The organism is Streptomyces humidus (assembly GCF_014649655.1).
GTDB classification, from domain to species: domain Bacteria; phylum Actinomycetota; class Actinomycetes; order Streptomycetales; family Streptomycetaceae; genus Streptomyces; species Streptomyces humidus.
This window is the reverse complement of the sequence record NZ_BMTL01000006.1, coordinates 171,558-192,862: the sequence shown is the minus strand read 5'-3', so window position 1 is coordinate 192,862 and position 21,305 is coordinate 171,558. Positions and strand designations below refer to the sequence as shown.

At 73.1% G+C, this 21,305-nt stretch carries 21 protein-coding genes; 6 read left to right on the top strand and 15 right to left on the bottom strand.

Annotated features, from left to right (window positions below; translation table 11 throughout):
* Window positions 1–13 precede the first annotated feature (13 nt).
* Genes IE239_RS08860 through IE239_RS08850 form a run of 3 tightly spaced genes read right to left on the bottom strand, consistent with a single transcriptional unit; the run spans window position 14 to window position 3,578 of the window.
* Window positions 14–796: a 3-oxoacyl-ACP reductase gene (locus IE239_RS08860; protein WP_190148724.1), complete on the bottom strand. Its 783-nt coding sequence runs from the start codon at window positions 794–796 to the stop codon at window positions 14–16.
* Entirely contained in the window at window positions 793–2,196 is a 1,404-nt protein-coding gene (locus IE239_RS08855; protein WP_190148723.1) for an aldehyde dehydrogenase family protein, read from the bottom strand. Before IE239_RS08855 ends, IE239_RS08860 begins: the two co-directional genes overlap by 4 nt.
* 11 nt (window positions 2,197–2,207) lie before the next feature.
* Complete coding sequence (locus tag IE239_RS08850; RefSeq protein WP_190148722.1) at window positions 2,208–3,578, bottom strand: glutamine synthetase family protein; 1,371 nt, start codon at window positions 3,576–3,578, stop codon at window positions 2,208–2,210.
* A gap of 114 nt (window positions 3,579–3,692) precedes the next feature.
* Here IE239_RS08850 and IE239_RS08845 point away from each other — a divergent pair, with 114 nt between their 5' ends.
* Together IE239_RS08845 and IE239_RS08840 are read left to right on the top strand one after the other, a co-directional pair.
* On the top strand, window positions 3,693–4,427 hold the full coding sequence (locus tag IE239_RS08845; RefSeq protein WP_190148721.1) for a FadR/GntR family transcriptional regulator: 735 nt from the start codon (window positions 3,693–3,695) through the stop codon (window positions 4,425–4,427).
* Window positions 4,428–4,493: 66 nt separating this feature from the next.
* A complete protein-coding gene (locus IE239_RS08840) occupies window positions 4,494–5,252 on the top strand; it encodes a gamma-glutamyl-gamma-aminobutyrate hydrolase family protein (protein ID WP_190148720.1) in 759 nt (252 codons plus the stop codon).
* A gap of 87 nt (window positions 5,253–5,339) precedes the next feature.
* Here the strand turns inward: IE239_RS08840 and IE239_RS08835 are convergent, their stop codons facing one another.
* Complete coding sequence (locus IE239_RS08835) at window positions 5,340–6,266, bottom strand: LysR family transcriptional regulator (RefSeq protein ID WP_190148719.1); 927 nt, start codon at window positions 6,264–6,266, stop codon at window positions 5,340–5,342.
* A gap of 70 nt (window positions 6,267–6,336) precedes the next feature.
* Here IE239_RS08835 and IE239_RS08830 point away from each other — a divergent pair, with 70 nt between their 5' ends.
* Window positions 6,337–7,500, top strand: coding sequence for a TDT family transporter (locus IE239_RS08830; protein WP_190148718.1), 1,164 nt, complete (start codon window positions 6,337–6,339; stop codon window positions 7,498–7,500).
* Here the strand turns inward: IE239_RS08830 and IE239_RS08825 are convergent.
* The 3 genes from IE239_RS08825 to IE239_RS08815 all read right to left on the bottom strand — a co-directional run bounded on the left by IE239_RS08825 (window position 7,412) and on the right by IE239_RS08815 (window position 9,501).
* Window positions 7,412–8,131, bottom strand: coding sequence for a helical backbone metal receptor (locus tag IE239_RS08825; protein ID WP_190148717.1), 720 nt, complete (start codon window positions 8,129–8,131; stop codon window positions 7,412–7,414). The genes IE239_RS08830 and IE239_RS08825 overlap by 89 nt on opposite strands.
* A complete protein-coding gene (locus IE239_RS08820) occupies window positions 8,131–8,721 on the bottom strand; it encodes a helix-turn-helix domain-containing protein (protein ID WP_190148716.1) in 591 nt (196 codons plus the stop codon). The genes IE239_RS08825 and IE239_RS08820 overlap by 1 nt, the downstream gene beginning before the upstream one ends.
* Window positions 8,722–9,234: 513 nt before the next feature.
* Complete coding sequence (locus IE239_RS08815) at window positions 9,235–9,501, bottom strand: hypothetical protein (RefSeq protein WP_190148715.1); 267 nt, start codon at window positions 9,499–9,501, stop codon at window positions 9,235–9,237.
* Window positions 9,502–9,526: 25 nt separating this feature from the next.
* On the opposite strand from IE239_RS08815, the gene IE239_RS08810 reads away from it, so the two are divergent.
* Window positions 9,527–10,432 carry a 5'-3' exonuclease gene (locus IE239_RS08810; RefSeq protein WP_190148861.1) on the top strand — a complete coding sequence of 302 codons (906 nt, stop codon included), beginning with the start codon at window positions 9,527–9,529 and terminating at the stop codon, window positions 10,430–10,432.
* Between the two features lie 95 nt (window positions 10,433–10,527).
* Window positions 10,528–11,373: a siderophore-interacting protein gene (locus IE239_RS08805; protein WP_190148714.1), complete on the top strand. Its 846-nt coding sequence runs from the start codon at window positions 10,528–10,530 to the stop codon at window positions 11,371–11,373.
* A 25-nt stretch (window positions 11,374–11,398) separates the two neighbouring features.
* On the opposite strand, the gene IE239_RS08800 is transcribed toward IE239_RS08805, so the two are convergent.
* Complete coding sequence (locus tag IE239_RS08800) at window positions 11,399–11,980, bottom strand: GNAT family N-acetyltransferase (RefSeq protein WP_190148713.1); 582 nt, start codon at window positions 11,978–11,980, stop codon at window positions 11,399–11,401.
* Between the two features lie 67 nt (window positions 11,981–12,047).
* On the opposite strand from IE239_RS08800, the gene IE239_RS08795 reads away from it, so the two are divergent.
* Entirely contained in the window at window positions 12,048–13,055 is a 1,008-nt protein-coding gene (locus IE239_RS08795; RefSeq protein ID WP_190148712.1) for an RluA family pseudouridine synthase, read from the top strand.
* Here the strand turns inward: IE239_RS08795 and IE239_RS08790 are convergent.
* From IE239_RS08790 to IE239_RS08760, 7 genes are all read right to left on the bottom strand, one after another.
* Complete coding sequence (locus IE239_RS08790) at window positions 13,049–14,563, bottom strand: cytochrome P450 (RefSeq protein ID WP_190148711.1); 1,515 nt, start codon at window positions 14,561–14,563, stop codon at window positions 13,049–13,051. The two genes, IE239_RS08795 and IE239_RS08790, sit on opposite strands and share 7 nt — an antisense overlap.
* Before the next feature lie 75 nt (window positions 14,564–14,638).
* Entirely contained in the window at window positions 14,639–15,259 is a 621-nt protein-coding gene (locus IE239_RS08785) for a GTP-binding protein (protein WP_190148710.1), read from the bottom strand.
* Entirely contained in the window at window positions 15,240–15,680 is a 441-nt protein-coding gene (locus IE239_RS08780) for a DUF742 domain-containing protein (RefSeq protein ID WP_190148709.1), read from the bottom strand. Before IE239_RS08780 ends, IE239_RS08785 begins: the two co-directional genes overlap by 20 nt.
* Complete coding sequence (locus tag IE239_RS08775) at window positions 15,677–16,084, bottom strand: roadblock/LC7 domain-containing protein (protein ID WP_190148708.1); 408 nt, start codon at window positions 16,082–16,084, stop codon at window positions 15,677–15,679. The genes IE239_RS08780 and IE239_RS08775 overlap by 4 nt, the downstream gene beginning before the upstream one ends.
* Entirely contained in the window at window positions 16,081–17,655 is a 1,575-nt protein-coding gene (locus IE239_RS08770; protein ID WP_190148707.1) for a sensor histidine kinase, read from the bottom strand. The genes IE239_RS08775 and IE239_RS08770 overlap by 4 nt, the downstream gene beginning before the upstream one ends.
* A gap of 427 nt (window positions 17,656–18,082) precedes the next feature.
* Window positions 18,083–18,385, bottom strand: coding sequence for a hypothetical protein (locus IE239_RS08765; RefSeq protein WP_190148706.1), 303 nt, complete (start codon window positions 18,383–18,385; stop codon window positions 18,083–18,085).
* A 61-nt stretch (window positions 18,386–18,446) separates the two neighbouring features.
* The gene (locus tag IE239_RS08760) at window positions 18,447–21,299 is read right to left on the bottom strand and encodes a DEAD/DEAH box helicase (protein WP_190148705.1); all 2,853 of its coding nucleotides are present in this window, start codon (window positions 21,297–21,299) and stop codon (window positions 18,447–18,449) included.
* Window positions 21,300–21,305 lie beyond the last annotated feature (6 nt).

Genomic DNA, 21,305 nt, shown 5'->3' with positions numbered 1-21,305 from the left:
CCCGGGTCGCCGTCTACAGGGGGGTCACGTAGGCGCCGGAGATCCCGCCGTCCACCAGGAAGTCGGTGGCGTTGACGAAGGAGGAGTCGTCGCTCGCCAGGAAGGCGACGGCGGCGGCGATCTCCTCGGCCTCGGCGAACCGGCCCACCGGGATGTGGACCAGGCGGCGGGCGGCCCGCTCCGGGTCCTTGGCGAACAGCTCCTGCAGCAGCGGGGTGTTGACCGGGCCGGGGCACAGGGCGTTCACCCGGATGCCCTCCCGCGCGAACTGCACGCCCAGCTCGCGGGACATGGCCAGGACGCCGCCCTTGGACGCCGTGTACGAGATCTGCGACGTCGCCGCGCCCATCCTCGCCACGAACGACGCCGTGTTGATGATGGAGCCCCGGCCCTGCCGCCGCATGTAGGGGATGGCGGCCTTGCAGCACAGGTAGACGGAGGTCAGGTTGACCTCCTGGACCCGCTTCCATGCCTCGAGGCCGGTCTCCAGGATGGAGTCGTCGTCGGGCGGTGAGATCCCGGCGTTGTTGAAAGCGATGTCGACGCTGCCATAGGTGTCGTGGGCGGTCCTGAACAGCGCCTCGACCTGCTCGGGGTCGGTGACGTCGACCTTCACGAAGACGCCGCCGATCTCGTCGGCGGCGGCCTTGCCGCGGGTCTCGTCGACGTCGCCGCAGACCACGTGCGCGCCTTCGGCGGCGAGCCGGCGGGCGGTGGCGAGGCCGATGCCGCTGCCGGCTCCGGTGACGACGGCGGTACGGCCTACGAGCCGGCGGCAGACGATCTCTCTGGTCACTGTGCGGGGCCCTCCGTGCTGATGAAGACGTTCTTGGTCTCGGTGAAGGCGGTCAAGGCGTCCGGACCCAGCTCACGGCCGACGCCGGACTGCTTGAAGCCGCCGAAGGGGGTCCAGTAGCGGACGCTGGAATGGGAGTTGACGGACAGGTTCCCGGCGCGCACGGCCTGTGAGACGCGCAGGGCGCGGCCCACGTCCCGGGTCCAGACGGAGCCGGAGAGGCCGTAGGGGGTGTCGTTGGCGAGCCGGATCGCGTCCGCCTCGTCGGTGAAGGGGAGGAGGACGGCCACGGGCCCGAAGATCTCCTCGCGGGCGGCGGGCGAGTCGGACGGGAGGCCGGTGAGGACCGTCGGCGGGAACCAGAAGCCGGGGCCCTCGGGCGCGCTGCCGCGCAGCGCCTCGGCGTCGTCCGGCACGAACGACCGCACACGATCGACCTGCTGACGGGAGATCAGCGGACCCATCTGGGTGCCCTCGGCGGCCGGGTCGCCGACCACGACGGCGGCCAGCTCCCGCGCCAGGTGGTCGGCGACCTCGTCGTACACCGACTCCTGGACCAGGATCCGGGTGCGGGCGCAGCAGTCCTGGCCGGAGTTGTCGAGGAACGAGAACGGGTCGACGGCCCGCTTCAGGTCGGCGTCCGCGAAGACGACGTTGGGGCTCTTGCCGCCGAGCTCGAGGGTGACGGGCTTGATCCGGGCGGCGCAGCGCTCCATCACCTCGCGGCCGGTGCGGGTGGAGCCCGTGAACACGATCTTCGCCACGCCGGGGTGGTCGACGAGCGCCCGTCCGGCGACCGCGCCGTAGCCGGGCAGCACCTGGAAGAGGTGCTCCGGCAGGCCCGCGTCCAGGGCGAGTTCGGCCAGCCGCAGGGCGGTGAGGGGGGTGGTCTCGGCGGGCTTGAGAAGGACGGCGTTGCCGGCGGCGAGAGCCGGGAAGGAGCCCCAGGCGGCGATCGGCATCGGGAAGTTCCAGGGGGCGATCACACCGACCACGCCGAGGGGTTCGTGGAAGGTGACGTTCCAGCCGCCGGGGGCGGGGATCTGCCGGCCCATGAGCCGCTCCACGCCGCCGGCGGCGTAGAGCAACAGGTCACGGGCGTTGCCTGCCTCCCAGCGGGCGTTGCCGAGCAGATGACCGGCCTCGCGGACCTCCAGCAGCGCCAGTTCCTCGACGTGGGCGTCGACGACGTCGGCGAAGCGGCGCAGCAGCCGGGCCCGGTCGGCGGGGGCGGCGGCCGCCCAGGCGGTCCGGGCGGCGGCCGCGCGGGTGACGGCGCGGTCGACGTCGGCCGCGTCGGCGGCCGGGACGGTGGCGATGACCTCTTCGGTGGCCGGGTCGAGGACGGTCAGCTCGGGCGCTGCCGGATGGTGCGGGGACGGCGTGTGCGGGTGGGACACGGCAGGACCTTTCACAGGCGTTCGAAGGAGCGGCGCAGCTCCCAGTCGGTGACCGCGGCGTCGAAGGCGGCCAGCTCGACGCGCGCCATGTTGCGGTAGTGGGCGACGACCTCCTCGCCGAAGGCGGCCCGCGCGATCGGGCTGTTCTCCCACAGCTCGGCGGCCTCGCGCAGGGTGGTGGGCACCTGCGCGTGGCCGGCGGTGTAGGCGTTCCCGGCGCAGGCCTCGGGCAGCTCGAGTTTCCGCTCGACGCCGTACAGGCCCGCGGCGACCAGTCCGGCCACCGCGAGATGCGGGTTGACGTCGCCGCCGGGCAGCCGGTTCTCGAAGCGCAGGGAGCGGCCGTGGCCGACGACCCGCAGCGCGCAGGTGCGGTTGTCGTGTCCCCAGGCGACGGCGGTCGGGGCGAAGGAGCCCGGCTGGAACCGCTTGTAGGAGTTGACGTTGGGGGCGTAGAGCAGGGAGAAGTCGCGCAGGGCGGCGAGTTGTCCGGCGAGGAAGTGGCGCATGAGCTCCGACATGCCGTCCGGGTCCTGGTCCGTGCCCGCCATGACGTTCGCGCCGTCTGCGTCGGCGAGCGAGAGGTGGATGTGGCAGGAGTTGCCCTCGCGCTCGTTGTACTTGGCCATGAAGGTGAGCGAGACGCCCTCCTGGGCGGCGATCTCCTTGGCGCCGGTCTTGTAGATCGCGTGCTGGTCGCAGGTGACCAGGGCCTCGTCGTAGCGGAAGGCGATCTCGTGCTGGCCGGGGTTGCACTCCCCCTTGGCGGACTCGACGGTCAGACCGGCGCCCGCCATCTCGTTGCGGATGCGGCGCAGCAGCGGCTCCACCCGGCCGGTGCCGAGCACCGAGTAGTCGACGTTGTACTGGTTGGCCGGGGTGAGGCCCCGGTAGTTCGCGTCCCAGGCGGCCTCGTAGCTGTCCTTGAAGACGATGAACTCCAGCTCGGTGCCGACCTGCGCGGTGAGGCCGTACTCGGCCAGCCGTTCCAGCTGGCGGCGCAGGATCTGGCGCGGGGCGGCGGTCACGGGCGAGCCGTCGTGCCAGGCCAGGTCGGCGATCAGCATCGCCGTGCCGGCGTTCCAGGGCACGCGGCGCAGCGTGGACAGGTCGGGACGCATGGCGAAGTCGCCGTAGCCGTTCTCCCAGGAGGACATGGCGTAGCCGTCGACGGTGTTCATCTCCGTGTCGACGGCGAGGAGGTAGTTGCAGCCCTCGGTGCCGTGCCGGAGGACCTCGTCGAGGAAGAATCCGGCGGCGAAGCGCTTGCCCTGGAGCCGGCCTTGCATGTCGGGGAAGGCGAGGACGACAGTGTCGATCTCACCGCCCGCGACGAGGGCGTGCAGTTCCTCGACGGCGAGCGGGGGTGTGCGGTCTGCCACGGGAGGGCCTCCTCAGGCTTCCTGGCTTCTGTCGCCTTCTGCGGGTCGGCGGCCGACGGCCGGCAGCCATAAGGTATTGCGGAGAACCATTGCTTGGGAAGGGGGCGCGACCTGATGTCGGTGAACGCGGACGGCGGCGCGGACGACCGGCTGACGCCGGTGTTGCGGCCGGTGCGGACCGGCAACGGCTTCGAGGAGGCGCTGGAGCAGATCCTTCAGGTCGTCCGGCTGGGTCTGGTGCCGGGGGGTGAGCGGCTGCCGGCCGAGCGGGAGCTGGCGGAGCGGCTCGGCATCAGCCGGGTGACGCTGCGCGAGGTGCTCAAGGTCCTCCAGGACCAGGGGCTGGTGGAGTCCCGCCGGGGCCGGTACGGGGGGACGTTCGTGCTCAGGCGTCCGGATGCCGGCGGCGAGGACGAGCTGCGGCGGCGCGTCGCCGAGACCGACATCGAGGACGTGCTGCGCTTCCGGGAGGTGCTGGAGGTGGGGGCGGCGGGGCTGTGCGCCGCGCACGGCCTGTCGGACGAGCGGGCGGGGCGGCTGCGCGAGGCCCTGGCCCGCACGGCGGACGCCCCGCTGGCCGACTACCGGCGCCGGGACACGATGTTCCACCTGACCCTGGCCGAGCTGTGCGGCTCCCCCTCGCTGACCGAGCGGTACGCGGCGGTGCGGGCCACGGTGAACGACCTGCTGGACTGCATACCGCTCCTCGTCCGCAATCTGGAGCACTCCCAGCGTCAGCACACGGCGCTGGTGGAGGCGGTGCTGGACGGCGACGCGCACGGCGCGCGGGAGACGATGCGGGAGCACTGCGCCGGGACGGCGGCCCTGCTCAGGGGCTTCCTCACGTGAGGGCACCGCGCGCGGAGGGGTCGCACAATGGTATGAAGGCCGTCCATTGAACGTCCGGAGGGGCACATGACGACCACGGCGGAGGCGACGGCGTCCGGGACCGACGCGACGGGCGGCAGGCCGCTGGTCGGCGTCAGCACCTATCTGGAGTCCGGTGCGCGCTGGGGGGTCTGGGAGCTGGACGCGGCATTGCTGCCCGCCGCCTACCCACGGCTCGTGCAGCGGGCCGGCGGGCTGGCCGCGATGCTCCCGCCGGACGCGCCCGGACACGCGGCTGCGACGGTGGCACGCCTGGACGCACTGGTGATCGCGGGCGGGCCCGACGTCGAACCCGGCCGCTACGGCGCGGAGCCGGACCCCCGCACCGGGCCGCCCGCGCGTGAGCGCGACGCATGGGAGCTGGCCCTGATCGAGGCGGCACTGGCGGCCGGACTGCCGTTGCTCGGCATCTGCCGGGGCATGCAGCTCCTGAACGTCGCGCTCGGCGGCACGCTGACGCAGCACCTCGACGGGCACATCGAGGCCGTGGGCGTGGTCGGCCGCCACCCGGTCGAGCCGGTCCCGGGGACGCTGTACAGCCGGGTGGTCGCGGAAAGGACCTCCGTGCCGACCTACCACCATCAGGCGGTGGACCGCCTGGGCGCGGGCCTGGTCCCGTCGGCGTACGCGGCGGACGGCACGGTGGAGGCCGTCGAACTGCCCTCCGCCGACTGGGTGCTGGGAGTCCAGTGGCATCCGGAGATGGGCGAGGACGTCCGGGTGATGCGCGCCCTGGTCACCGCCGCGTCCCGGCCCACCGCACGCACGCGCCCACCCGCCTCCTGACGCAGCCGGGACACGCGACACCGAGGGCGGGTACGTCGGCGTCGGCGTCGGCCGGGACGGGGGCGGGGCGGCTGACCGGCCGGCCCGTCAGCCTCGGGTCAGGGTCAGGAGCTCTCTCGCCGGGCCTGTCGGGCGGTGGCCCGCGGGCCATACGGCGCGCAGGTCCCGGGCCAGCGACACCCCGTCCACCGGTACCGCCACCAGCCGTCGCAGCGCCAGCTCCTCGCCCACCGCCAGTTCGCTCAGCACCGCCGGGCCGGCCCCGCTCACCGCCGCCGCCTTCACCGCCGTCGTCGAGGAGAGCTCGATCAGCGGGCGGGCCAGTCCGCCCAGAGCGGTGTCGAGGACCTGACGGGTTCCCGAGCCCTTCTCCCGCAGGATCAGCGGCGTGGAGGCCAGCTCGGAGGCGTCCAGCGGCCGACGGCGGCGGGCCCACGGGTGCACGGGCGCGACGACGACCACGAGACGGTCGTGCGCTATCACGGCCGAGTCCAGGCCGGACGGCGCGTCGAGCCCCTCCACGAAGCCGAGATCCGCCTCCCCCGTCAGCAACCGCTCGGCCACGGCAGCCGAGTTGCCCGCGAGCAGGGACACCGCCGTGTCCGGCCGCCCCGCACGCAGCGCGAGCAGCCAGCCGGGCAGCAGGTACTCCGCGATCGTCATGCTCGCCGCGACCCGCAGCCGCGAGTCCCGCCGGTCCCGCAGCGCCTGCGCCCCCGCGTCGAACGCCCGCGCCGCCTCGACGATCCGCCCCGCCCAGTCCGTCACCAGCGCGCCCGCGTCGGTGAGCCGGGAGCCGCGCGGCGAACGGTCCACCAGGGCCACGCCCAGCTGGCGTTCCATGGAACGGATCCGGCTGCTCGCGGCGGGCTGGGTGATGCCGAGCTCCCGCGCGGCCGCGCCCAGGCTGCCCAGCCGGGCCACCGCCAGCAGCAGCTCCAGCGCGCCCAGGTCCGGGACCCGGTGCGCGATCGAGCCGACGCCGTCCGGTCGCTCTTCCTCCACGCTCCCCATAAGCCCAGCTTATGCCCCCATAGAGACATCCTCCCTGGTCGCGGCCGCGACGGCGGGCGACCGTGGAGTCATGGTCACCGCCGCCCCGCCCTTGTCCGCCCCCCGCCCGCGCGCCGAGGCCGTCCGTCACCTCGGGCCGAACTGGTACGCCACGGTGATGGGCACCGCGATCGTGGCGACCGCGGGCGTCGCGCTGCCGGTCCGGGTCCCGGGGCTGCGGCCGCTGTGCGCGGCCTTCTGGGCGCTCTCGCTGGCCCTTCTCGCGGCGCTGCTCATCGCCCGCGCCCTGCACTGGCGTCACCATCGCGACCAGGCCCGCGCGCACCTCCTCGACCCGGCCACCGCCCCGTTCTACGGCTGCCTCGCGATGGCGCTGCTCGCCGTCGGGGGCGGCGCGCTCACCGTGGGCCGGGACTGGATCGGCGTCGGCGCCGCGGTCGCCCTCGACGCCGCGCTGTTCACCGTCGGCACGGCCGTCGCCGTCACGGCCGCCGTCGTCGTCCCGTACCTGATGGCCGTACACCACCGCGTCGCTGCGTCGCAGGCCACGCCGGTGTGGCTGCTGCCGCTCGTCGCGCCGATGGTGTCCGCCGCGCTCGGCCCGCTGCTGGTGCCGTACCTGCCGGCCGGGCAGCCGCGGCAGACGCTGCTGCTCGCCTGCTTCGCCCTGTTCGGGCTGAGTCTGCTGGCCACGTTCGTCATGCTGCCGCTGATGTTCGGGCGTCTGGTGACCCGCGGGCCGCTGCCCCTCGCGCTCACCCCGACCCTCTTTCTCGTGCTGGGGCCGCTCGGACAGTCCACGACGGCCGCCGGAAAGTTCGCCGAGGTCGCTCCGGGGGTCCTGCCGGGGCCGGACGGCCGCGACGCCGGCGCTCTCGCCGTGCTGTACGGGGTGCCGGTCATGGGCTTCGCTCTGCTGTGGCTGTGTCTGGCCGCCGCGCACGTGGCGCGGGCCCGCAGGCAGGGGATGGGCTTCGCGATGACGTGGTGGGCGTTCACCTTCCCGGTCGGCACCTGCGTGACCGGGGCGGCCGCGCTCGCCCGGCACACCGGGCTGGTCGTCTTCGACGTGCTCGCCTGCGCGCTGTACCTCGTGCTGGTCGCCGCCTGGGGCGTCGTCGCCGCGCACACCGCCCGCGGGCTGCTCAGCGGAGCGCTGCTCGCAGCGCCTCGCCCAGCGCCTTCGGGGCCTCGGCGAGCGACGGGCCGTACCACGTCAGGTGCCGTCCGCTGACCAGCGCGCAGGGCAGTCCGGGGAAGGCCTCGGGGCCGTCGTCGGCGGTGAAGCGGTAGGGCTCGTCCGGCAGCACGACGAGGTCCGGCGCGGCCGCCCGCAGTTCCTCGACCGGGATCCGCGGATAGCGCTCGGGGTGACCGGCGTGGAGGTGGTCGACGCCCAGGCGGGCCAGCACGTCCCCGGCGAAGGTGTCCCGGCCCAGCACCATCCACGGGCGGCGCCAGATCGGCACGACGGCCGTCCGGCGCCCGGCGAGGGGCGGGGGCGCCGCCCAGGCCTCCTCGGCCTCCTCCAGCCAGTTGGGCCGGGAGGGCGCCCCGCAGGCGTCGAGGACCCGCGCCAGCTCCCGGAAAGCCTGTGGAACGTCCCGGACCTCCGTGACCAGGACCCGCAGTCCGGCCGCCCGCAGAGCGGTCAGGTCCGGTTCCCGGTTCTCCTCCTCGTTGGCGATCACCAGATCGGGGGCGAGGGCGACGATCCGGTCCACGGCCGGGTTCTTGGTGCCGCCGATGCGGGTGACGTCGAGGTCCGCCGGGTGGCTGCACCAGTCGGTGGCCCCGGCCAGGACGCCGGGCACGGTGGCGGCCACGGCCTCGGTGAGCGACGGCACCAGGGAGACGACCCGCACTACCGCTTCCGCCCGCGGTCCCGGACCGCCTCGATGTGCTCGGCCACCGCGACGACGACCACGCGGGTGTCCGCGACGGTCGCCCGCCAGCGGTGGCGGACGCCGCCGGTGAGGTACAGGGTGTCACCGCGGCCGAGCCGGTAGGCGCGGCCCTCCGCCTCGATCTCCACCGCACCGTCGGCGACGTACATCAACTGGTCGTTGCGGTACTGGAATTCACGGCCCGCGTCGTGATCGCCGGTGAACTCGGAGGCGTGCATCTGGTGGTGCCCGCGCACCAGGGAGCGGGAGCGGGGCTCCGCTTCGGGCGCCTGTCCCTGAAGCGGTTCGGCGACCTCGGCGCGCACGACGTCGACGCTGCAGGCCGGGTCGGCGGCGGCGAGGAGTTCGACGGCGGTGGTGCGCAGGGCGTCGGCCACCTTCTCCAGGGAGCCGGTGCTGGGCCGGGCGCGATCGTTCTCGATCTGGCTCAGGAAGGGCACCGACAGGCCGCTGCGTTCGGCCACGACGGCGAGGGTGAGCTCCAGGGAGCGGCGCCGGTGCCGCACGGCCGCGCCCACCCGCAGGGGCTGTTCTTTGTGGTCGCCCATCGCTCCGGCTCCCTCCTTCGCTCGTCGCCGTGTGCCCGGTGCGCTCTCGGACACGTCCGCCGGTGAGTTCTCTGCCTCTGGTGAGTTCTCTGCACCCTATGCATGTTCGGCAAACCGTTTCACGTGCCCGTCACAACGAGGACACACGGGGTGACGCCCGCCCTCACGGTTCACGCCAGTCGACCGGAGCCCGAGGACCGCGGGTACGGCGCCGCCCTGCCGCTCTCCGGTTCAATGCGCGAGCGGCCACGAGTGTTCCCGCTCGTCCCCGGCGTCGCCGGCGTTACGGCTCAGGGATGAGTGTAGCTCTGCGTGGTTGGCCGAAACCCTCCCATGGCTTCCCACGCGGAGGCGCCCCGCCCCGGGCTCGGCACGAACCTGCCGGTCGGGGCGGGAGAGGGCGCGGACGGAGCGCGGACCGAGCACGGACGGCGCGAGGGGCGTGCCCCGGCGCAGGCCGCGAGGCCGTGCGCCGACGCCCGCCCCTCGTCGGACGGCCACGGTGCTGTCAGGTCACCGGGCCGTCCGGTTCTCGTGCCCCGAACCGGCGACCGCTACCCACCTGGCGACCGGACCGGTGTCGTCCTTCGGCCAGGTCCGGACCGCGTCCCGCCCTTTTCCCTCGTCCTCGTCCTCGGCCTCGCCGCTGCCGGCTCCCTTCCTCTCGCCGGCCTTCCGGATCAGCGCCGCGAGTCCGGCGAGCCGGGCCCGGCCGTCCGGGAGGCGCACACGGGCCGCGGGAGCGCCCGGGCGCCGGTCACCCGGGCGCCTGTGCGGCATGATGCGTGGCGTGACCGGACGACTGATGCTCCTCGACACCGCCTCGCTCTACTTCCGCGCCTACTTCGGCGTCCCGGACTCCGTGAGGGCGCCGGACGGCACTCCGGTGAACGCCGTGCGCGGTCTGCTGGACTTCATCGACCGGCTGGTGAAGGACCACCGGCCGGACGAGCTCGTCGCCTGCATGGACGCGGACTGGCGGCCCCGGTGGCGGGTCGACCTGATCCCGTCCTACAAGGCGCACCGCGTCGCCGCGGAGCGTGAGGTCGGTCCCGACGAGGAGGAGGTGCCCGACACGCTCTCGCCGCAGGTGCCGGTCATCGAGGCGGTCCTGGACGCCCTCGGCATCGCGCGCGTGGGAGTGCCGGGCTACGAGGCGGACGACGTCATCGGCACGTTCACCGGCATCGCGAAGGGGCCGGTGGACATCGTCACCGGCGACCGCGACCTCTACCAGCTCGTGGACGACGCGCGCGGGGTGCGTGTGCTGTACCCCCTCAAGGGCGTCGGCTCGCTGCAACTGACGGACGAGGCCTGGCTGCGCGAGAAGTACGGCGTCGACGGGCGCGGGTACGCCGATCTGGCGCTGCTGCGCGGCGACCCCAGCGACGGGCTGCCCGGCGTGCCGGGCATCGGGGAGAAGACCGCGGCCAAGCTGCTGGCCGAGTTCGGCGATCTCGACGGGATCATGGCGGCGGTCGACGACCCAGGGGCGAAGCTGACGCCGTCACAGCGCAGGCGCCTGGACGAGTCCCGGCCGTACGTGTCCGTCGCGCCGAAGGTGGTCAGGGTCGCCGATGACGTGCCCCTGCCGGAGGTGACCACCGCACTGCCCCGGGCGCCGAGGGACGGAGCGACACTGGAGGCACTGGCGCAGCGCTGGGGGCTGGGCGGTTCGCTGCAGCGACTGCTGACGACCCTGGCGCACTGAGGACCGCTGACGCCCCTCGGCGCTCGGGACGGGGACGTCCCCGCGAAGCGATGCTAACTTAGGTTGACCTAACTACATCGGCATGGGAGGCCGTCATGGCAGAACGTCCGGCACGGAAGCCGCGCAAGCCTCACTCCGCGCAGGTCGTCCGCACCGAGCGGCTCACTCCTCACATGCAGCGCGTCGTGCTCGGCGGCGACGGCCTGGCGGAGTTCACCGCGGGGACGTGCACCGATCACTACGTGAAACTGCTCTTCGGCCCCGAGGGCGTGACCTATCCGGAGCCGTTCGACCTGGAGCGGATCCGTGCCGAGCTCCCCCGCGAGCAGTGGCCCGTGACCCGGACGTACACCGTGCGCCACTGGGATGCCGAACACCGCGAGCTGACCCTGGACTTCGTGATCCACGGCGACGAGGGCCTGGCCGGCCCGTGGGCGATGCGCGTCCAGCCCGGCGAGACGGTCCGCTTCATGGGCCCCGGCGGCGCCTACATGCCCGACCCGGCCGCCGACTGGCATCTGCTGGCCGGCGACGAGAGCGCCCTGCCCGCCATCGCGGCCGCCCTGGAGTCGCTGCCCGCCGGTGCCGTGGCCCACGCGTTCATCGAGGTGGCCGGCCCCGAGGAGGAGCAGAAGATCGAGTCCGACGTCGAGGTCGTCTGGCTGCACCGCGGTGAGCGGCCCGTCGGTGAGCTGCTCGTCGAGGCCGTGCGGGCGCTCCGGTTCCCCGAGGGCCGGCCGCACGCGTTCGTGCACGGTGAGGCGGCGTGCGTGAAGGAGCTGCGCAGACTGCTGCGCGTCGAGCTGCGGATTCCGCGCGAGGACCTGTCGATCTCCGGCTACTGGCGGCTCGGCCACAACGAGGACGGCTGGCAGGCCTCCAAGCGGGAATGGAACGCCCGCGTGGAACAGGAGCAGGAGGGCGTGACGCCGACCCCGTGACGGCGACGGGCGGGCCGCGGTCGGCTCAGTCGCCCTGCACGCGCGCGTGGACGTGCATGTCGTGCCAGCCGTCCGGATGGAGGCACGCGCTGCGCCTGGTGCCCTCCAGGGTGAAGCCGGCCTTGACGGCGACACGGCAGGACGCCTCGTTGGCGGTGGCGTGCTGCAGTTCGAGCCGGTGGAAGCCGATCTCGTCGAGGGCCCAGCGCGTCAGCGCGGTCGTGGCCCGGGGAGCGACCCCCCGGCCCCGGGCCGCCCTGGTGGTCCAGTACGCGACCTCCGCGACGCCCTCGTCGAGCAGGATGTCGCGCAGCGCCACCCGGCCCAGCAGTTCGTCGGCGCCGGCGTCGACGACGGCCCACTGGGCGCTGCGCTCCTCTTCCCAGGCCGCACGCCATTCCCTGATCCAGCCGGCCACCTCCTCCTCGGAGTCGGCGGTCCGGATGTGCCACTGATGCATCGCCGGGTCCTGGAAGGCGGCGTGGACGGCGGGGGCGTCCGTGTCCCGCCAGGGGCGCAGGAGGAGCCCGTCACCGGTGGGAAGCACGGGTTGCGGGGCGCCCGAGAGGGTCCGGGCGGGCAGGACGGGGCCGGCTGTGCAGGGCATGCCCCGCATCCTGCCGACGACGCGCGAGGAGTCAACCGGGTTTCCCGTCGCCGTACGCTTGACCCCGATGAGACGCCGCACGCCTCCCCCGCCCTCTCCCCTGCCGCAGCGCGAAGGGATCGACCCGGTGCGGATGCGGCTGCCGGGCGAGGGCTCCTGGGCCACCGTGCGCGAGCACCTGGTGGAGCGGCTCGGCGCGGCGCGCGCCGGGGTCGTGGACGCGATGCTCGAGGCCGGGCAGATCGTCGGCGCCGACGGGCGGGCGGTGACGGCGGACACGGCTTACGCGCCGGGGACGTTCCTCTGGTACCACCGCGAGCTGCCGCCCGAGGCCCCCGTGCCGTTCCCGCTGGAGATCGTGTACCGCGACGAGCACCTGGTCGTCGCCGACAAGCCGCACTTCCTGGCCACCACCCCGCGCGGCAGCCATGTCGCCGAGACCGCGCTGGCCCGGCTGCGGCGGGAGCTGGGCGTTCCGGCGCTGGGCGCGGCGCACCGGCTCGACCGGCTCACGGCCGGTCTGGTGCTGTTCGTCGTACGTCCCGAGGAGCGCGGCGCGTACCAGTCGCTCTTCCGCGACCGCCGGGTGCGCAAGGTGTACGAGGCGGTCGCGCCGTACGATCCCGGGCTCGTCCTGCCCCGGACGGTGCGCAGCCGCATCGTCAAGGAACGGGGGGTCATGGCCGCCTACGAGGTGGCGGGCGAGCCCAACGCGGTGAGCCGTGTCGAGCTCGTCGAACACGGGGCGCGGGAGCTCGGCCGGTACCGGCTGCTGCCCGCCACCGGCCAGACCCATCAGTTGCGCGTCCACATGAACGCGCTCGGCCTGCCGATCCTCGGCGACCCGCTCTACCCGGAAGTGACCGGCCCCGTGCCGGCCGGCGACTTCCGGCGTCCGCTGCAACTGCTGGCGCGGGAGCTGGAGTTCACCGATCCGGTCACGGGGAGACTGCACCGGCTGCGCAGCGGTCGCGTCCTGGACGCCTGGGCGTCGTACGACCGTTGGGCGACCGCCGCGCAGCCGGCAAGCGCCCCGCAGCCGGCGGCCGTCCGGCAGCCGGGCGCCGCTCAGTAACCGCGCCACCAGGCCAGGAAGCGGCGCCAGGCGTTCGGCCGGCGGGCCGGTCCCGTCGGCTGCGGGACGGGCGGGGCGGGCTGCGGCGCAGGGGCCGGCGCAGGCACCGGCGTCGAGAGGTCCGGCGTCTCGCGCTCGGGCGCCGGAGCGGGCCGCGGCGGCGCGCCCGCCGGCCGCGTCAGGCGCTGCGGCGGGATCGGGGCGTGGCTCGGCTTGTGCTTGACGTCCTGCTGCTCCCTGGGCTCGAAGCGCACCGGCAGCTCGACCAGGTGCCGCGAGGCGATCGACATCGTCCACCGCAACTCGTCTTCAGCGCAGTCGAGTTGCACGTCGGGCAGCCGCATCAGCAGCGCGTCGACGCCGACGTCGGCGATCGCGCGGCCGATGTCCTGGCCGGGGCACTCGTGCGGGCCGCTGCCGAAGGCCAGATGGGAGCGGTTGCCCTGCATGTGGGCGGACAGGTCGGGGCGCACCCGGGGGTCCACGTTGCCGGGCGCGGGCGCGAAGAAGAGGCCGTCGCCCCGGCGGATGCGCTGGCCCCCCAACTCCGTGTCCTGCTTGGCGAAGTAGCCGAAGATGGTGCTGAACGGCGGCTCGTCCCACAGGGACTGCTCGACCGCCTCCGCCACCGTCATCTGCCCGCCGTTGAGCCGGGCGAGGAAACGCGGGTCGGTGAGGACCATGCGCAGCACGTTGGAGAGCAGGTTGACCGTGTTCTCGTAGGCGGCGAAGAGCACCAGGCGCAGATGCTCCCTGACCTCGTCGTCGGTGAGCCCCGCCGGGTGGCGGACGAGATGACCGGTGAAGTCGTCCTCGGGATCGGCGCGGCGGCGGGCGGTGAGCCTGGCGAGGGCCTCGACGACGTACTCGTGGCTGGCGACGGCGGTCTCGCTGCCCTTGAGGGCGTCGCGCGCGGCGTGCACCATCGTGTCGTTGTACTCGTCGGGCATGCCGAGGACGTGGCACATCACCGCCATCGGGAGGTGCTCGGCGAAGTCGCCGACCAGGTCGGCGCGGCCCTCCTCGCAGAAGCGGTTGACCAGGCGCTGGCTGGAGCGGTTGATGTAGCGGCGCACACTGCGGTCGTCGATGGTCGCCATGGCCGCCGTGACCGCCCCCCGCAGCCGCTTGTGCTCGTCGCCCTCGGCGTGCGCGCAGATGGGCTGCCAGGCGATGTGCGGCATGAGCGGGTGGTCGGGCCGGACCTTGCCCTGCAGCAGTTGCGACCAGATGCGGCTGTCCTTGGTGAAGTGCGAGGGCGTGCGCACCATGCGCAGGTTCTCGGCGTGTCCGAGGACCATCCACATCGGCAGGTCGTCGTGGAGCAGGACCGGCGCCACGGGGCCGTGTTCCTCGCGCAGCCGCTCGTACAGTTCGTTCAGGTCCTCCGCGCCGGGGCCGTAGAGGCGGGCCAGTCCGCCGGGGCCCCTGACGTGCGCGGGGCAGCCGGGCGGCGGGTCCAGGGCGAGGTCGTGCGGGCCGGTCGGGGTGGGGTGTTCGGGAGTCACAGGGGGTCGCTCCGCAACTGTGCTGACCCGGTGCCGTGCTGGACCGGGTGTCGGTGGGCGGTGGTGCCGTGCGGGTCAGGTCAGGCTGCGGCTCAGGGCCAGCGAGTGCAGGAAGCGCATGAGGGTCATCAGGACGTCCCGGCTGGAGGCGCGGCGGCGGACGTCGCACTCCACGATCGGGATCTCCGGCGGCAGGTCGAGCGCGGCCCGCAGGTCCTCGACCGGGTAACGGGGCCCGTCGGGGAAGGTGTTGACGGCGACGACGAAGGGCACGCCGCCCTCCTCCAGCCGGCCCATCACCTCGAAGCTGACCTCGATGCGGCGGGTGTCGACCAGGACGACCGCGCCGAGCGCGCCCTCGAACAGCCCGTTCCACAGGAACCAGAACCGTTCCTGGCCGGGCGTGCCGAAGAGGTAGAGGACGACCTGCTCGGTGATCCGGATGCGGCCGAAGTCCATGGCCACGGTGGTGGCGGTCTTGGTCTCGGAGCCGTAGTCGTCGTCGACCCCGATGCCCGCCTGGGTCATGGTCTCCTCGGTGGTCAGCGGCCTGATCTCGCTGACGGAACCGACCATGGTGGTCTTGCCGACGCCGAAGCCGCCCACGATGACGATCTTCGCCGCGGCCGTGGTGGTGTGCGGCAGGTGGTCCTCGGCCCGTGGGCCGGGAATCGTGTCAGAGCCGTTGAAGTCCATGCATCACCGCTTCGAGAAGGGAACGGTCGGGGAGCTGCTGCCGGACGATGGGGGCCCGTGCCTGGACGAGTTCGGCTGCCAGCATCTCGGTGAGCAGCACCGTCACCACGCTGAACGGCAGGCGCAGATAGGCCGAGATCTCGGCCACGGACAGCGGGGCGGCGCACATCCGCAGCACCGCCGTCTGCTCCGGGGTCGCCGACGAGGGCGCTTCGGCACGCGTCACGATCAGCGTGACGAGGTCGACGGGCGCGCGTTCGCCGTCCGCGCCCGTGATGATGTACAGCCGCTCGGGGTTCTTGCCCTCCCCCTCGCCCCCGTTCTGGCCCTCCGCCGGGGACGGCGCGGACTTCGGGACCGCCGGGGACGGCGGGGGCGGCGGGGGCGGGGGTTGTCGCCGGCGGCGTTGCGGAGGGGTCATACGCTCTGCCCGTTGCGGCGGGGCGGACTGGTGAGATGGGCGCCGATACGGACCACGAGGTCGCGCATCATGCCGCTCATCCGGCCCGCCTCGCAGCGCACGTCGGCGAGGACGGCGAGGTAGGCGTTGGCGCCGGCCGACATCATGTAGAAGTAGCCGCCGCTCAGGTCGATGACGACCATGTCCATCTCGCCGCTGCTGGAGTGGATCTCCTGGGCCACCGCGGCGGCCAGGCTCTGCATTCCCGCGCAGGCGGCGGCGACCCGGTCGGCGGCGTCGGGGTCGCCGGCGTAGCGGGCGATGCGCAGTCCGTCGGCCGAGAGCACGACGATCATCTCGATGCCGGGAACCCCGTCATAGAGCTCCTTGAGCAGCCAGTCGAAGTTTTGGCGCTGCTGGATCACGTGAGGTCCCCTTCATCGTCGGCCTCGGTCTCGGCCTTGTCTTCGAGCAGGTGGAGGTATGCGGTGGGATTGCGGGTGAAGTCGGTGGGGTGCGCTCCCGGCGGGGCCGCCTTCACCAGGCCCTCCCAGAAGGCCTCGAACGCCAGGCCGGGCTCGCGCCTCTTCTCCTCGGGCTGCGGCTCGGGCTCGGGCCGCGCGAACGGGTCGGGCTTGCCCTCGCGTGCGGCGTCCTGGGCGGCGTACGCCTCCCGGTAGCGCTGGGCGATGGAGATGGTGGCCTTGCTGCGGCGTTGCGGCAGGCCCTGCTCGGTCCACTCGGTGACCTCGGGCACCTCGTCGTCGGTCAGGGACACTCCGGCGGGGATGCGCGCGTTGGTGGGGCGGCGCTTCTTCGGCGGGCGCTTGGGGCCCTCGCCGATCTGACTCAGGTCGATCTGCGGCACGGCGGTGGCGCCGATGCCGTGCGCGAAGCCGGGGGCGGGGTCGGAGGTCTGCATCTCGCTCGGCACGATGAGAACGGCCCGGACGCCGCCGTAGGCCGAGGTGCGCAGGGAGACCTCGAGGTTGAACGACGTGCACAGACGGCCGACGACGGCGAGGCCCAGGCGCGGGGTGCCGCCGACGTCCTGGATGTCGACGCCCGCCTTGGCCTGCTCCAGCATGCGCTCGGCCTTGGCGCGGGCCTCCTCGCTGAGGCTGACGCCGGCGTCCTCGATCTCGATGGCGATGCCGGTCTGCACCTCGACGGCGTTGACGTGGACCTTGCTGGTCGGGGGCGAGTACCGGGTGGCGTTGTCGAGGAGTTCGGCGAGCGCGTGGATGAGCGGCTCGACGGAGAGGCCGCCGATGTTGACCTTGGCGATGGAGTCCAGCTGAATGCGCCGGTACTCCAGGATCCGGGACATGGCGCCGCGCAGCACGCTGTACAGCGGGACGGGCTGCGGCCAGTTGCGGCTGGGGCGGCCGCCGCCGAGCACGCCGATGGAATCGGCGAGGCGGCCGATCAGCGCGGTGCCGTGGTCGATGCGCAACAGGTCGTCGAAGACCTCGGGGTTGCGTCCGTGGTCCTCCTCCATCTCCCGCAGTTCCGCGGCCTGTTGGTGGACGAGGGCCTGCATGCGGCGGGCGATGCTGACGAAGGAGCGCTGGGCGGAGTCACGCAGGGACTCCTCGTGGTCGACGATGTCGAGGATCTTCCTGACCACGGCGCGCTGCGCGTCGTCCAGTTCACGGAAAACGGGGTCGCTCCGGCTGAGGTCGCGCATCACCTCCCGGGGCGAGTTTCCGGCACGCAGCCAGGCCACGGCGCTCGGCACGTGCTCCTCGGCGAGGCGGCGGTTGTCCTCCGCGTGATCGGCGACGCGCCGTTCCAGGCAGGCGATCCGCCGGTCGGTCTCCGCGCGCAGCGCCCGCAGCAGCCTGCCACGGCGGACCGACTCGGCTCCGGCCGCGATCACCAGGAGGGTCGCGACGGCTCCGCAGACGCCGACGGCGAGCCGGGCCTGCGTCGCCACCAGGGCGTCGGCGGCTCCGGTCGCCGCGGCCATCAGTATCGCCGGCAGCAACAGCACGCGCGCGTAGGGAAGTTCTCGGCGACCGGGTGGGGACTGAACACTCACCATGTGGGCACCCTCTGTAGGGATCTGTCGGCATCTTCGGGACTCTTGGGGAACAAGCGCACGAATACGCCTCAACTCGGTGCGCCGCGGGCGAGCCTAGTCCGACAGGATCAACGCCGTGTCATATTCGGCAACCGCCTGAAACCACTCCCGTACGTGGAGTAACCTCAGCCCCATTTGCACGCTGCGCGATCTCGCGAACACATGGCGTGACGGCAAACTGGCGTGCGAAACAGTTCACCGGAACGGATGAGGCGACCGCCGACCGGCGGTCCTCCGTCGCGGCCGGGTCCCTGCAGAACGACTCCGCGGCAGCCGCCGGCGGTCGGGGAGCCGTCAAGAGGTCAAGAGCGCCGTCACCAGCCGCGGACGACGGGTGTCACGTGCGGCGACGCGCGGCGGGGGTCGCGTTCCGCGACATGTCGGGCCACCGCGCCGACTCCGGGACGGGCGTACCGCTCCGGGGAGCGGACACAGGCGTGGCGGGAGCGGGCCGGCGGCATCGGGTGGACGTGCCGTCTACGGCGTCGAGGCCGAGGTCGCTGGGGCGGAAGCCTGCGGAGGCCGCAGTCGTCCGGGCGCCGACGACCAGGGCGACGATACGGTGCGTGCTCTCCACCGTCAGCCGCCCCGGGATCATCGCCGTCAGCGCCTCCTCGGCCACTCGCGGCGCGGCGCCCACGATCCGGTCGCACCGCCCCGGAGTCGGCGGCTCGACACTCTCCCCGCGCCCGCCGTCCCGCTCACCCCACGGACGAGTAGGCCACGACGCCCCGCAGCAGTGCGTCGACCGCCTTGCGGGCGTTCTTCGCCACCGCCGAGCCCTCCACGGGAGCCGCCGCGGCGATCTGCCCGAGGACGTCGATGACCTGCTTGCACCAGCGCACGAAGTCGCCGGCGGGCATCTCCGCCTCGCGCAGCACCTCGTCCAGGCCCTTCCCCGAGGCCCACATGTACGCGGACCAGGCGAAGCCCAGGTCCGGCTCGCGCTGTCCGACGCCCTCGGTCTGGCGGATGCGGAACTCCTCCTCCAGCGCGTCCAGCCGGCCCCAGATGCGCACCATCTCGCCGAGCGCGGCCTTCGCCTTGCCCGAGGGCAGCTTCGGCGCCATCGCGTCGTCGCTCATCCGCGCCTCGTACACCAACGCCGACACACAGGCGGCGAGTTCGGCGGGGCTGAGGCCCTCCCAGACGCCCGCGCGCAGGCATTCGCTGGCGAGCAGGTCGAGTTCGCCGTAGAGACGGGCGAGCCGCTTGCCGTGCTCGGTGACCTCGTCGCCGCGCAGGTAGTCCAACTCGGTCAGCAGCGCCACGATCCGGTCGAAGGTACGGGCGATGGTGTTGGTGCGTCCCTCGATGCGGCGTTCCAGCTGCGAGGTGTCGCGCAGCAGCCGGTGGTAGCGCTCGGCCCAGCGGGCGTGGTCCTCGCGCTCGGAGCAGCCGTGGCACGGGTGCGCCCGGAGCTCGGTGCGCAGCCGGGCGATCTCCCGGTCGTCCGCGGCCTGGGAGCGCTGTTTGCGGGCCCGTTCCGGCGGGATGTGCCCGGCCTTGGTGCGCAGGGCCGAGGCGAGGTCGCGGCGGGACTGCGGCGAGCGCGCGTTGAACGACTTGGGGATCCGCATCCGCTCCAGCGCCTGGACCGGCACCGGGAAGTCCATCGACGCCAGCCGCTTGACCTGCCGTTCGGCGGTCAGGACCAGCGGGCGCGGACCGTCGAGGTGATCGAAGCCGCGATGCCCGTTGGCCCGCCCGGCGGGCAGGCCCGGGTCGAGCACCAGCGCCAGCCCCGCGTACTTGCCGGTGGGCACGTGGATGACGTCGCCGGGCTTGAGCTTCTCCAGCGCCACGGCGGCCTCCGCGCGCCGCTGGGCCGCACCCTGCTTGGCCAGTTCGGTCTCGCGGTCCTTGAGGTCGCGGCGCAACCGCGCGTACTCATCGAAGTCGCCGAGGTGGCAGGTCATGGAGGCCTTGTAGCCCTCCAGCCCCTCCTCGTTGCGCTGCACCTGCCGGGAGATCCCGACCACCGACCGGTCTGCCTGGAACTGCGCGAACGACGTCTCCAGCAGTTCGCGCGAACGATGCCGCCCGAACTGCTCGACGAGGTTGACCGCCATGTTGTACGACGGCTTGAAGCTGGAGCGCAGCGGGTAGGTGCGCGTGCCCGCCAGCCCGGCGAGATGGTCGGGGTTCATGGCACGCTGCCACAGGACGACGGCGTGCCCCTCGACGTCGATGCCGCGCCGGCCGGCGCGCCCGGTGAGCTGGGTGTACTCGCCGGGGGTGATGTCGGCGTGCTGTTCGCCGTTCCATTTGACGAGCTTCTCCAGGACCACCGACCGGGCGGGCATGTTGATGCCCAGGGCGAGGGTCTCGGTCGCGAAGACGGCCTTGACCAGACCGCGCACGAACAGCTCCTCCACGACCTCCTTGAACGTCGGCAGCATGCCCGCGTGGTGGGCGGCGATGCCTCGTTCCAGGCCCTCCAGCCACTCGTAGTAGCCGAGGACGTGCAGGTCCTCGTGCGGGATGGCGGCGGTGCGCTCCTCGACGAGCGCGCGGACCTCGGCCCGCGCCTCCTCGTCGTTCAGCCGCAGCCCGGCGTACAGGCACTGCTGGACGGCGGCCTCGCAGGCGGCACGGCTGAAGATGAACGTGATGGCGGGCAGCAGCCCTTCGGCGTCGAGCCGCTCGATGACCTCGGGCCGCCCCGGCGTCCACACCCGTGAACGCTGCCTGCGCTCGCGCTCACGGTCGGCCTCGCGGACGTTCCGGCCGCGCCTGCGGTCCTGGTAGGAAGGCCTGGAGGCCTCCATGCGGGCCAGGCGCGCGAGGTCGGGGTTGACGGCCCTGCGGTGGCCCTCGCCTTCCTCGAACAGGTCGTACATCCGCCGTCCGGCGAGGACGTGCTGGAACAGCGGCACGGGCCGGTGTTCGGAGACGATCACCTCGGTGTCGCCGCGCACGGTGTCCAGCCAGTCGCCGAACTCCTCGGCGTTGGACACGGTCGCGGACAGCGAGACCAGGGTGACCGACTCGGGGAGGTGGATGATGACCTCCTCCCACACGGCGCCCCGGAAGCGGTCGGAGAGGTAGTGCACCTCGTCCATCACCACGTAGCCGAGGCCGAGGAGCGTCTGCGAACCGGCGTAGAGCATGTTGCGCAGCACCTCGGTGGTCATCACGACCACCGGGGCGTCGGAGTTGACGCTGTTGTCGCCGGTGAGCAGGCCGACCTTCCCACTGCCGTACCGGCGGCACAGGTCGGAGTACTTCTGGTTCGACAGCGCCTTGATGGGCGTCGTGTAGAAGCACTTCTTGCCCTGCTGGAGGGCGAGGTGGACGGCGAACTCGCCCACGATCGTCTTGCCCGAGCCGGTGGGGGCGGCCACGAGGACGCCCTTGCCCGCCTCCAGCGCCTGGCAGGCCTCGATCTGGAAGGGGTCGAGACCGAAGTCGTACATCTCGCGGAAGGACGCGAGCGCGGTGGCCTGCTCGACAGCACGCTTGCGCGCCGCCGCGTACCGCTCGGCCGGTGAGAGATCCTCTGTCATCGTGCTTTCGAGCGTACCGGGCCGCACTGACAACAGGACGATCATTATCCG